The sequence below is a fragment of the Rhodococcus wratislaviensis genome (assembly GCF_041228765.1).
Classification (GTDB): Bacteria; Actinomycetota; Actinomycetes; order Mycobacteriales; family Mycobacteriaceae; genus Rhodococcus_F; species Rhodococcus_F wratislaviensis.
In genome coordinates this window covers 4185174-4197507 of sequence record NZ_CP150488.1, presented here as the reverse complement: position 1 = coordinate 4197507, position 12334 = coordinate 4185174, and the positions used below count along the sequence as shown (strand labels likewise).

Sequence of the window (12334 nt, the reverse complement as noted above, 5' to 3'; positions counted from 1 at the left end):
AGATGCGGGCGCGTGGTCACCGAGGAGCCCGTGCCCGAGCCGGAGGCCCAGGGAAGCCGGAACCCGCCAGCGGTGCGCATCGACGTCGCCGGTGCCCACCACCCGGAGGACTCGTACCGATACCCCCTGGGGTAACATACGCCGAAATATATACCCCCTAGGGTATGAAAGGTTGTGTCATGCGTGAAATCGAGATCGGCGAATTCGCCGACGCGTGGGCGGCGGGAGCACCCGTCGTCGACGTTCGGGAGCCGTGGGAATACCGGAATGCGCACGTGCCCGGCGCGCAGTCGCTGCCACTGGGACAACTCGGCGACCGGGTAACGCAGATCCCGGCCGGCGCGGTGGTGTACATGATCTGTGCGTCCGGGAACCGGAGCGTGCAGGGGGCACGAATCCTCGTCACTGCCGGACGGCCCGCGGTGTCGGTGACCGAGGGCACCTCCGGGTGGGCCGCAGCGGGCCGGCCCCTCGACACCGGCGAAGACGGCTCATGCCCCCACCACTGATCGTCCCGCCCCTGCATCGACCAGATCGTTCCTCCCACACCATCAAGGAGACCGCAGATGACGCGCAGCACCACCGTCGACGGCGACCAGCCCACGACCACGACCACGACCACCGCCGAGAGCGGGGTGCTGGGCCGCATGGGCGTGGCGATGGCCACCCACACCAAAATGGTGTTCGGCATCTGGCTGATCGCGCTGGTCGCGCTCGGTGCGGCGGCCCCCTCGGTGTTCGGCTCGCTAGCCGGCGCCGGGTGGCAGGCCAACGGCTCCGAATCGGTGCAGGTCCGCGAGCTCGCGGAGCAGCACTTCGGCGGTAACTCCTCGGCCGCAGTGCAGGTGGTCGTGCACTCGGACACCCAGACCATCGACAGCCCGCAGATGCGGCGGACCCTGCGCGATGCCGGGACCGTCTTCGCGGGCGATACCCGGTTCGGTGCGGTCATCGCGCCACAGCCGGGGATGTCGATCAGCCCGGACGGGCACACCGGCATCCTGATCGCCGGCGCGAACGCAAGTTCAGACGACATGGTCAAGGCCGTCGACGAACACAAAGGCGAGCTGACCGCCCTGTCCGGGGACGGAATCGAGGTGTACCCGACCGGAGCGTCCGCCCTGTGGAGCGATTTCAACAAGGCCAACCACGACGCGATGATCCAGGCCGAATTGTTCTCCTGGCCCGTCACGCTGGCGATCATGGTGCTCGCGTTCGGCTCGCTCGTCGCCGCCGGACTGCCACTGCTGCTGACCCTGGCCGGGCTCATTGCCTCCGCCGGCGGCCTGGTGCTGCTCACCGAGATCACCCCGATCTCGTTGTGGGCGATGAACTTCGCGATGATGTTCGCTCTCGCCCTCGGCATCGACTACGCCCTGTTCGTCGTCTCCCGCTTCCGCGACGCGCTGAAGAACGGGGACGACCCGCGATCGGCGGTGGCCGAGACCATGGACACCGCGGGCAAGGCGGTAGCCCTGTCCGGACTGACCGTGCTCGTGAGTCTGTCCGCGGTGCTGCTGGTGCCCGCCCCGGCGGTGCGGACGATGGCCGTCGGGATCATGCTGGCGGTGTTCTTCGTCCTGCTGGCCACCCTGACCCTGCTGCCCGCCACCCTGGGCGCGCTCGGCGGCAGAGTCAACGCCGGATCCCTGCCCCACGCCAAGCGACAACAGCACCGCTCACCGCGGTTCGCCGCCTGGGGCGAACTACTGCATCGCCACCCGTGGCCCTTCGCGATCGCCTCGCTGCTCGTACTCATCGCCCTGGCGGCCCCGGTGCTCGGACTGAAGGTCGCGATGCCCTCGATCGAAGTCGTCCCCACCGACGCCCCGGTCCGCCAGGGCTACGAACTCGTCCAGGCCCAGATGGGCGAAGGGGCACCGGGAATGCTGCAGATCATCACCCCCACCGCGGAGGGTGCGGAGACCGCCGCAGCGGCCGCCGCAACCGATGGAATCGCCATGGTCACCCCGCCGCAGCCCGCCCCCGACGGCAGCAACTACGTCATGCTGCAGGCCATGCCGACCGTCGATCCCTCCGACAACCAGATGGGCACCATCCTCGACACCCTGCGCGCCGACCTGCCCGACGGGGCCCTGGTCGGCGGCGCACCTGCAGAGAACCTCGACCTGCAGCAGGCCCTGAACGACTACCTCCCGCTGATCGTCGGCATCATCTTGATCCTCGGGTTCGGTCTGCTGCTCGTCGCCCTGCAGGCACCCCTGATTGCCATCCTCGGCACCGCGGTCAGCCTGCTCTCGACCGCCGCCGCATTCGGGGTCGCGAAGCTGATCTTCCAGGACGGCCACGGCGCGAGCCTGCTCGGCTTCACCCCCCAGGGCTTCCTGGACGGATGGGGGCCGGTGTTCTTCTCCGCCATGATCTTCGCAATCGCCATGGACTACACCGTCTTCCTGCTGGCCACCGCGAAGGAACACTACGAACGCTCCGGCGATCCGAAGATCGCGCACGTCGACGGTCTCGCGCATTCCGGGCGGGTGATCTTCGCCGCCGCCGCGGTGATGGTCGCGGTGTTCTTCACCTTCGCCCTCGCCGACCCGCTACCCCCGAAAGAGATGGGCATCATCCTCGGCGTCGCCGTGCTCCTCGACGCGGTGCTGATCAGGCTCGTGCTGCTGCCGGTACTGCTGCGGCTAACCGGGCACGCCGCCTGGTGGTCACCGGCCTGGCTGCGCAAGATCCTGCCGACCATCAGATTCTCCCACTGAGCGCCGGGTCCGTGTCCGCCCCGGGGGTGGGGCATTACACAATGCACCCACCTCACCGGTGGTACCCCCAGGGGTATACTGATATCAGGTCTCAGGAAAGGAACCATGATGGTCGGCGACGAAGACAGCATTGCATTGGTACTCAACCGGCTCCGCCGGGCCCACGGGCAACTCGCCGGGGTGATCTCGATGATCGAACAGGGACGCGACTGCAAGGACGTCGTCACCCAACTCGCCGCGGTCTCCCGCGCCCTGGACAAAGCCGGGTTCAAGATCGTCGCCACCGGGCTACGCGAATGCCTCACCGGCGAGGCGGCCGAGGAAGGCAAGGAACCGATGACCGAGGCCGAACTCGAGAAGCTGTTCCTCGCCCTCGCCTGAGGCCCTGTCCGGCGCCCCTACCTCCGTTCGACGTCGACGAAAGGTAACCATGACCGACGCGACCCGCCGGCGCAGCTGGACGATCGACAGGATCGTGCCGCTCCTCGCCGCAACGGTGGTACTCGCGAGCATCGCACTGACACTGAACTTTACGTCGTGGTGGCTGCTGCTCACCGGGTTCGTGGCCGCGAACCTGCTGCTCTACAGCGCAGTGGGCTGGTGCCCGGCGAGCCTGCTGCTCCACCGCCTCGGTGTGCCCCGGCTCGCCGCTCCATGTCCCGCCCCGCCTGGACGATGACCGGCGCAGGCCGCCACCGATCAGCCCTTGCTTCACAGAAAGGCAGAAGGCGCTCATGACACTCGCACTCTCGACCAACCTGCACACCTCGTTCGCCGACGCCGTGGACCGCACCCGCAAAGCCCTGGCCGAGCAGGGATTCGGCGTCCTCACCGAGATCGACATGAAGGCCACCCTGAAGGCGAAACTCGGTGAAGACATGGAGGACTACCTGATCCTCGGCGCCTGCAATCCGCCGCTCGCCCACCGGGCGGTCACCGTGGACCGGCAGATCGGACTACTCCTGCCGTGCAACGTCGTCGTGCGCGCCGACCCTGACGATCCGGGCACGGTGCTGATCGACGCGATGAACCCACAGGTGATGGTCCAGGTCGCCGACCAACCCGGGCTCGGCGCGGTCGCCGACGACGCCACCGCCGCGTTGCAGGCCGCCATCGACACCCTCTCCCGGGACACCGGCGACCGGTAACCACACCCGACCCCGCCCACACGGCTGAGGCGAAAGGAGTTCTGTGGACATAACGATCGCACTCGCGCTCGGGGCGATCATCGGTGTCCTCCTCGGACTCCTCGGCGGCGGCGGATCGATCCTGGCCGTCCCCGCCCTGGTCTTCGGCCTCGGCCTCGACCTCGAGCAGGCCATCCCGATCTCCCTGCTGGTGATCGGTGTCGCCTCCCTCGTCGGAGCCATCCCGAAAATTCGCGAGCACCAAGTGAACTGGCGCATGGCCGGGGTCTTCGCCGCCTGCGGTATTCCCGCGACCTTCGCCGGCAGCGCGGTCGGGCGTGTGCTGCCGCAATCGGTGGTGATGGTCGGTTTCGCCGCCGTGATGGTCCTCGCCGGGATCCGGATGCTGATGGATCGAGGCGACACCGGCACCGCTTGCGAGGTCGGGGACTCGGGGATCGACTGGCGCCGCTGCGCCCCCCGATCCATCCCCGCGGGGATCGCTGTGGGATTCCTGACCGGCCTGTTCGGTGTCGGCGGCGGCTTCTTGATCATCCCCGCCCTGGTGCTGATGCTCGGTCTGCACATGTCGGTCGCAATCGGCACCTCGCTGATCATCATCGTCGCGAACTCGACGGCCGGATTGGTCTCGCACCTGAGCGGCGCCGGCATCGACTGGGCGATCACCGCCGCGTTCGCCGGCACCGCCGTCGCCGGGTCCCTGATCGCCAGTCATTTCGGCACCAAGGTCGACACCGACCGGCTGCAGCGATGGTTCGCCTACCTCGTCTTCGTCGTCGCCGCATACGTCCTGGTCGACACAGTCCTTCTCCGCTGACAGCAGGACGGGCGACCACAACACCGTTTCACCTATGCCCACCCGGGTATGCGAACACCAGAGAATATGTGAGAAAGGTACGAGTCATGGACGTGTCGATCATCGAGACCTCGAGCCTGGGCGATCGCAGCTACCTGGTCACCGACGGCGCTGTCGGCGTAGTCCTCGACCCGCAACGCGACATCGACCGGGTGCTGGCCCTCGCCCACGACCGGGATGTGCGGATCACCCACGTCCTCGAGACCCACATCCACAACGACTACGTCACCGGCGGCCTCGAACTGGCCCGCACCACCGGTGCCGAGTACGTCGTCCCCACCGGCGACGACGTCGGCTACCAGCGGCGCGCCGTCGGTGACGGCGACCTCATCGACGCCGGACCGATCCAATTGCAGGTCATGCACACCCCCGGCCACACCCACCACCACGTCAGCTACGTCCTGCGCGACACCGCCGGCACCCCCCACGCCGTCTTCACCGGTGGCTCGATGCTCTTCGGCACCACCGGCCGCACCGACCTCCTCGGCGACGATCACACCCGGGAACTGACCCACGCCCAGTACCACTCGGTGCGCCGTCTGGCCGACGCGCTCCCCGCCGACACCAAGATCTACCCCACCCACGGATTCGGCAGCTTCTGCGCCGCCACCCCCGCGAGCGGGGACTCCTCCACCGTCGGTGAACAACGCACCACCAACCCCGCCCTGACCCAGGACGAGCAAAGCTACGTCGACGAACTGATCGCCGGCCTGTCCGAGTATCCGGCCTACTACGCGCACATGGGGGTTATCAACACCCAAGGACCGCCCCCGGTCGACCTGTCGCTGCCCGCACCCGTCGACCCCGACGAGCTCCGCCGCCGCATCGACGCCGGCGAATGGGTCGTGGACCTACGGGAGCGCACCGCCTTCGCCGCCGGCCACCTCGGCGGCACCCTCGGCTTCGAGCTGTCGGACTCGTTCGTCACCTACCTCGGCTGGCTCTACCAGTGGGGTGCACCGCTGACCCTGATCGGCGAAAACGAAGACCAGGTCAACGACGCCCGCCGCGAACTGGTCCGCATCGGCATCGATGACCTCGCCGGTGCCGCGGTCGGCGAAATCCACACCCTCGTCGCCGGCACCGAACTGCGGTCCTACCGGGTCGCCGACTTCCCCGCCCTCGCGGAGAGACTTCCCGAGCACGACATCACCGTCCTCGATGTACGCCAACGCAACGAATACGACAGCAGCCACATCGACGGGGCGATCAACATCCCGCTCCAGGAACTCGCCGACCGACAGGGAACCCTCCCCGACGGGGAGATCTGGGTGCACTGCGCCTCCGGCTACCGATCCTCCATCGCCGCCTCGATGATCGACCGCCCCGACCGCACCACCGTGCTGATCAACGACGACTACGGCAACGTGAAGGACACCGACATCACCAGCACCACATAAGGATCCGAATGATCAGTATCCGAATGCCACGGGGCGCCGACCGTTTCCGGAAGACCGGAACCGCGGCAGCAGCCGCCGACCGAGGAGCAGGCGACATGTTTGGCCCTGCAGAATCTAGCGAACGTCGCAACAGTCGGGCTTGTCGTCGATGACGGTATCTCAGTAAGGAGCGAAACCGGAATTGCCCACTCCAGGGTCTTGCGGGGTCGACTATTCAACTGGAAGGCAATCTCGACCAGACGCTCTGGCGTAGGGATGTTGAGGTCGCTGCTCTTGGGAAAGTACTGACGCAGAGGCCCGTTGAGGTTCTCATTGCTGCCGCGCTGCCACGGCGAGTGGACGTCACAGAAGAACACGTCCAGGCCGGTCTCGGCGGTGATCTGCTGGTGCAACGCCATCTCCTTGCTCTGATCCCAGGTCAGGGTCTTCCGAAGCTGCGGCGGCGGGAATCAGACCTTCCTCGCCGAGCAGGGCACGTACCTCGTCCAGGCCGCTTTCCTGGGCGGGGAGGATGACGTCGGAGACGGACAGCGAGTCGTCGGCGACGGGCGTGCCGGCGGCTCTCACCCGGTCCCTGGTGGACACCCTCGGTGTCCTGCGCGCGGGGACGTGCACTCGAACGGTCTTGCGCAGTCAGCGTCGGCGGCGACCCTTCCGCGGGCCTGACCCGGTATGCGTCGGTTCGTTGCCGAGTGTCGGCGGCGAACCCCCGCAAATCGGTGAGGGTTTGTGAAGATTCGTTGAAGAAGGAGACCGATCGAGTGCGCCCGGCGCCCGCACGGTATTGAGTTGAGGAATCGGCGGGTCACAACCCGAGAGAGTGCGATCAGGAGGCACTCGTCCGGGTTGATGTCGTGTGGCGGAAAGGGTGGCCACCTCGAGCTCGACGTCACGGCGTCCGATTCGACACCCCCACCGCCGCTTTCTGGTGCCGGCCGCCGGTGGTGTGCACGCGCTGGACGCGGTGGCGCTGAGGTCCAGCTGATCACCGCCAGTGTTCCGAGGAGCGAGATGAACAGTTCGGGATCCGCGGGGTCGGCGCCGGTGACCGCGGTGCTGACCGCCGACGGAATCGAGAAGAGTTTCCGGCAGGGGTGGTGGCCGGTCCGCCGCGATTCCCGGGTACTGCGGGGCGTGGATCTGGTGCTGCAGCCGGGTGAGGTGGTCGGGCTGACCGGGGAGAACGGTTCGGGGAAGTCGACGTTGATGAAGATTCTCGTCGGCGAGTACCGGCCGGATGCCGGCACCGTGACCCGGTCGGGGCGGCTGGGATACTGCCCGCAGCAGCCGGTGGTCTACGAGAGGTTGACCTGCGACGAACACTTCGAGTTGTTCGGCTGCGCCTACCGGATGGCCCCGGACGAGGAGCGACGCGCCCGCCGGGCGCTCTACAGCGCGCTCGGCTTCGAGCGTTACGCGGACACCCGCGCCGACCGGTTGTCCGGCGGTACCCTCGCGAAGCTCAACCTCGGGTTGGCGATGCTCGCCGACCCGGAGGTGCTGCTGCTCGACGAGCCGTACTCCGGTTTCGACTGGGACACCTACCTGCGGTTCTGGGAACTGGTGGCGCAGCGCCGCCGAACGGGGCGCTCGGTGCTGATCATCAGTCACTTCGTCACCGACGAGCACCGCTTCGTCGACCTGCACAACGGGACGGCGGCGGCGAGATGAAAGCCGGTGATCACCTGCCGAGGGCGCCGGGCGCGGTCTCACTGCTCATCCACCGATTCCTGGTCGACTACGCCCGCAACCCCGTCAACGTGTTGGTGCTTGTGCTGGTCCCGGTGGTGTTTGTGATTGTTGCGGCCGGGTCGATGGCCGATGCCGCGAAGCTGCTCGGTGGGGCGGGCGGGCCCGCGGTGGAAACCGCGACCGCCGGTTGGGCGGCGGGATTCCTCGCCGGTATCGCCATGTTCTTCCAGATCAGCGCGGCTCGCGCCGCCGATCGGCGGCTGGTGTCGGCGGGCCTTGCGCCGATGCGGTTGGTCGCGGCCCGGCTCGGGACCGGACTGGTGCTGGGGGTGTTGGTCGCGGCGGCGGCCCTGCTCGCCTTGGCCGCGCGCACCGGAATCGGTGACCTCGGCCGGGCGATCGCCGGAACCATGATGTTCGCGGTGATCTATCTAGCGATCGGCGCCCTGGTCGGGGCGCTGGTGCGCAACCCAGTCAACGGCACCGTCCTCATCTTGTTCGTCTGGATTCTGGACGTGTTCTTCGGCCCCGCCGTCGGCTCCGCCGATCGCATCGAAACCCGGTGGTTCCCGACGCATTTCGTCACGCTGTGGATGGTGGACATTCCGTCCCGGCACGGCGGCCGGATCGGGGACCTGGGCTGGGCGCTGGTGTGGATGTTCGCGGCGCTGATCGTCAGCACCGCCGTCATCACCGCGATCGTCGGTGCGGTCCGGTTGACGCGGCGGCGATCCGCCTCCGGTTCCGGGTGGGCTCAGTTTTCGGCCGGGCTGCGGATGGGACTGCGGGACTACCGCCGCAACCCGGTGCTGTGGGTGCTGCTGATCGTCGTGCCGATGGTGTTCATCGTGCTGGCCAAGGCAATGACCGCGCAGGAGTCCGGCATGTTCTCCCTCGTCGAGGGCGGCCGAGCGGTGATGCAGGTGTTCTGGCTGCCGGATGTGCATGCCGGGACGATGACCCCGATCGCGGTCTCCTCGCTCGCGGCGTTGGCCGGGCTGTTCATCGGGCTCGACGCCCGAGCCGGCGATCAGCGACTGGCCCTGGCCGGGTTCCCCTTTCCCCTCCTACTCGGGGTGCGGTTGACGATGATCGGGATCGCCGCCGCCCTGGTGACCGTCTCGTCGTTGATGGTGACCGCGACGGTGTTCGATGCCCGGCAATGGGGTGTCTACGTCGGCGGGAACCTGCTGATGGCCGTGACCTACGGGCTGCTCGGGTTCTGCCTGGGGCCGATCTTCGGGCGCGTGGGTGGGGTGTTCATCGCCTTTCTGGTGCCCTTTCTCGACATCGGGATCGGCCAGAGTCCGATGCTGCGGCCGGAACCGGCGACCTGGGCACACGGCCTCCCGGGATACGGGGCGATGCGGGTGTTGCTCGACGGCGGGCTGACCGCACGGTTCGACGCGGTCGGGCCGTTGCTGGGAGCGGTGACGTGGCTGCTCGCGCTCACCGCGCTGGCCGGGTGGTTGTTCCACCGGGCCCCCGCCACCCCCGTGCGTGGCGGGTTGGGCATGTGATCGCGTCGATCGCGCCCGGTGTGCTCGACCGGCGACCTGGCGCGTTTCTTCGTTACCGGGTGGGGGTGAACCGGCGCAGTCGCAGGCTGTTGCTCACCACGAACACCGAGCTGAAGGCCATTGCGGCACCGGCGATCAGCGGGTTGAGCAGGCCCAGCGCCGCCAGCGGCAGGGCCGCCACGTTGTAGGCGAACGCCCAGAACAGATTGCCCTTGATCGTGCGCAGGGTGGCCCGCGCCAGACGGATCGCGTCCGGGGCGGCCCGCAGGTCACCGCGCACCAGCGTCAGGTCCGAGGCCTCGATCGCGACGTCGGTGCCGGTGCCCATCGCCAGACCCAGGTCGGCCTGGGCGAGGGCGGCCGCGTCGTTGACGCCATCGCCGACCATCGCCACCACCCGCCCCGCATCCTGCAGGTTCTTGATCACGTCGACCTTGTCGCTGGGCAGGACCTCGGCGATCACCTCCTCGATCCCGACCTGGTTCGCGACGCTCTGCGCGGCGCGGTGATTGTCCCCGGTGAGCAGCACGGGTGAGAGGCCGAGCTCACGTAGTTCACCGATCGCCGCCGCGGAGGTGTCCTTGACGGTGTCGGAGACGACGATCACCGCGCGGATCGCCCCGTCCCACGCAATCCACACCGGGGTCCGTCCCTGCGTTTCGGCCTCGTCGACGACGAGCTGCAGCCCGTCGGGGGCGCTGAGCGCCCACTCATCGCGAAGCCAGCTGTTCCGGCCGGCGAGCACGGCGTGACCCTCGACGACACCGGACACCCCGCGGCCGCCGTGGTTTTCGAAGCCCTCGACCGCCGGCAACGGGCCCACCTCGGCGGCGCGCGCGGCGACCGCACGGGCGATGGGGTGTTCGGAGGCCTCCTCCACCGCGCCCGCCAGGCGCAGGACTTCGGTGTCGGACACCCCGTCGGTGGCGTGCACCGAGGCGACGGCCATCCGGCCGGTGGTGACGGTGCCGGTCTTGTCCAGGACGATGGTGTCGACGCGGCGGGTCGATTCGAGGATCTGCAGGCCCTTGATCAAGATGCCGAGCTGGGCGCCGCGGCCGGTGCCGACGAGCAGCGCGGTCGGCGTGGCCAGCCCCAGCGCGCACGGGCACGCAATGATCAGCACCGCGACCGCGGCGGTGAACGCCGCCGTCACCGTGTTCCCGGTCAGCAGCCATACCGCGAGGGTCAGCAGTGCGAGCCCGATGACGATGGGCACGAAGACCGCCGAGACCCGGTCGGCGAGGCGTTGCACCTGCGCCTTCCCGTTCTGTGCCTCGGTCACCAGCCGTGCCATCTGCGCGAGTTGGGTGTCGGCGCCGATGCGGGTGGCGCGGACGACTATTCGGCCACCGGCGTTGACGGTGGCGCCGACGACGCTGTCGCCGGGCCCGACCTCGACGGGGACCGGTTCGCCGGTGAGCATGGATGCGTCGACCGCGGAGGTGCCCGAGGTGACGATCCCGTCGGTGGCGATCTTCTCCCCGGGCCGGACGACGAACACATCGCCGACCGCGAGTTGGCCGATCGGGATGCGGATCTCGGTCGATCCGTCGCGGAGCACGGCGACGTCGTTGGCGCCCATGTCGAGCAGGGCGCGCAGCGCCGCCCCGGACTGTCGTTTCGCGCGGGCCTCGAAATAGCGGCCGGCGAGGATGAAGGTGGTCACCGCGGAGGCGACCTCGAGGTAGATGTGCGGTTCGGTGCTGCCGGTGGTGAGCAGGTCGAAGTTCATCCGCATGCCGGTCATGCCGGCGTGGGTGAAGAACAGCGCCCACAGCGACCACAGGTAGGCGGCGGTGACACCGACGGAGATGAGGGTGTCCATCGTGGCGGCGCCGTGCCGCAGGTTCGCCCAGGCGGCGCGGTGGAACGGCAGCGCGCCCCACACCACCACGGGGGAGGCGAGGGTCAAGGTCAGCCACTGCCAGTTGTCGAATTGGAGCGCGGGGATCATCGACAACAGCACGACCGGCACGGTCAGCACCGTCGAGACGGTCAGCCGCTGCCGCCACTCGGCGGCCTCGTCCGGTTCGGTGGGGGCGGCCGTCGGCACCCCGGCGTCCGCGGGGGAAGGGAGGGTGGCGGTGTATCCGGTCGCCTCCACCGTCGCCACCAGATCTTCGGGGGCCACCCGGTCGGCGAAGGTGACCCTGGCCTTCTCGGTCGCGTAGTTGACGGTCGCGGTGACCCCGTCCATCCGGTTGAGCTTGTTCTCGATTCGCGCCGCACACGACGCGCACGTCATTCCCCCGATCGACAACTCGAGATCATGTTCTCGATCACCGGATTCGGTCATGTGGGTCGTCATGTGCTCATCCCTCTTGCCGCTCGAATCTCTCTCATAATACCCCTAGGGGGTAAGCGGAACCGGGCGGTGTCCGGCGCTCCCCGGATATCGCCCATGCACCCCGCCGCCGCACCGCACTGGACCCTCGGCCCACCGGCCCGGACGCACACCCCGGCCGATGGCGGGTTCAGCCGCAGCAGCACCCGCCGGCATCGCCGACCAAGGGCAGGGCGGTACCGACCACCGTGTCATGCGGCGCCGTGTCGCGCCCTGCCGTCACGACGTCGTACCCGGCGTCGGAGATGGCCTGTGCGACAGCGCCGCCGATCGGCCCGCCCGCGCTGGTCACCGTTCCCGCCGCCAGATCCACCTCCACCCCGGTCACCCCCGGGACCGAGCCCACCGCCGCCCGCACCGTCGACACGCAGTGCGCGCACGTCATGCCCTCGACCTTGTATGTGGTGACAGTCATCGATCTCCACCTTTCCGTGCCCACGCTCCGGTGAGCCTGAACCGAAGATATACCCATAGGGGGTAGCGGTAAATCGGTTTGTTTCGTCGGCCGCGAAAAGGCGAGGTCAGCAGGGTGAAGGGTTCACCGACCGGCTTCCGCCGGTTGGTTCTTCATCGAATCTTCATCAAATCACTAATCAAGGCATACCCGGTGGGGGCAGTCTCGGACATGACCGGTCAGGTAGC

At 68.3% G+C, this 12334-nt stretch carries 11 protein-coding genes and 1 pseudogene; 9 read left to right on the top strand and 3 right to left on the bottom strand.

Annotated elements, in window-relative coordinates; translation table 11 throughout:
• The first annotated feature begins 179 nt into the window (after positions 1-179).
• The 7 genes from WKC72_RS19380 (at position 180) to WKC72_RS19350 (ending at position 6133) form a co-directional block, all read left to right on the top strand.
• Positions 180-509, top strand: a complete 330-nt coding sequence (locus WKC72_RS19380; protein ID WP_370184090.1) for a rhodanese-like domain-containing protein — start codon at positions 180-182, stop codon at positions 507-509.
• 57 nt (positions 510-566) lie between these two features.
• The gene (locus WKC72_RS19375) at positions 567-2729 is read left to right on the top strand and encodes an MMPL family transporter (RefSeq protein WP_370184088.1); all 2163 of its coding nucleotides are present in this window, start codon (positions 567-569) and stop codon (positions 2727-2729) included.
• Between the two features lie 108 nt (positions 2730-2837).
• Entirely contained in the window at positions 2838-3110 is a 273-nt protein-coding gene (locus WKC72_RS19370; protein ID WP_370184087.1) for a metal-sensitive transcriptional regulator, read from the top strand.
• Positions 3111-3159: 49 nt separating this feature from the next.
• Complete coding sequence (locus tag WKC72_RS19365) at positions 3160-3408, top strand: DUF2892 domain-containing protein (RefSeq protein ID WP_370184084.1); 249 nt, start codon at positions 3160-3162, stop codon at positions 3406-3408.
• A gap of 55 nt (positions 3409-3463) precedes the next feature.
• A complete protein-coding gene (locus WKC72_RS19360; RefSeq protein ID WP_370184081.1) occupies positions 3464-3877 on the top strand; it encodes a DUF302 domain-containing protein in 414 nt (137 codons plus the stop codon).
• 43 nt (positions 3878-3920) lie between these two features.
• Positions 3921-4694, top strand: a complete 774-nt coding sequence (locus WKC72_RS19355) for a sulfite exporter TauE/SafE family protein (protein WP_370184079.1) — start codon at positions 3921-3923, stop codon at positions 4692-4694.
• 86 nt (positions 4695-4780) lie between these two features.
• A complete protein-coding gene (locus tag WKC72_RS19350; RefSeq protein ID WP_370184077.1) occupies positions 4781-6133 on the top strand; it encodes a rhodanese-like domain-containing protein in 1353 nt (450 codons plus the stop codon).
• A 155-nt stretch (positions 6134-6288) separates the two neighbouring features.
• On the opposite strand, the pseudogene WKC72_RS19345 reads toward WKC72_RS19350, so the two are convergent.
• Positions 6289-6576: pseudogene (locus WKC72_RS19345) on the bottom strand (IS30 family transposase); the annotation flags it as partial.
• Positions 6577-7144: 568 nt separating this feature from the next.
• Here WKC72_RS19345 and WKC72_RS19340 point away from each other — a divergent pair.
• The gene (locus WKC72_RS19340) at positions 7145-7804 is read left to right on the top strand and encodes an ATP-binding cassette domain-containing protein (RefSeq protein WP_370184075.1); all 660 of its coding nucleotides are present in this window, start codon (positions 7145-7147) and stop codon (positions 7802-7804) included.
• Positions 7801-9345 (top strand): ABC transporter permease, encoded by a 1545-nt coding sequence (locus WKC72_RS19335; protein WP_370184072.1) that lies wholly within the window; start codon positions 7801-7803, stop codon positions 9343-9345. Before WKC72_RS19340 ends, WKC72_RS19335 begins: the two co-directional genes overlap by 4 nt.
• Positions 9346-9397: 52 nt before the next feature.
• Here the strand turns inward: WKC72_RS19335 and WKC72_RS19330 are convergent, their stop codons facing one another.
• The gene (locus tag WKC72_RS19330; protein WP_370184070.1) at positions 9398-11656 is read right to left on the bottom strand and encodes a heavy metal translocating P-type ATPase; all 2259 of its coding nucleotides are present in this window, start codon (positions 11654-11656) and stop codon (positions 9398-9400) included.
• Between the two features lie 166 nt (positions 11657-11822).
• Complete coding sequence (locus WKC72_RS19325) at positions 11823-12107, bottom strand: heavy-metal-associated domain-containing protein (protein ID WP_370184068.1); 285 nt, start codon at positions 12105-12107, stop codon at positions 11823-11825.
• Positions 12108-12334: the final 227 nt, after the last annotated feature.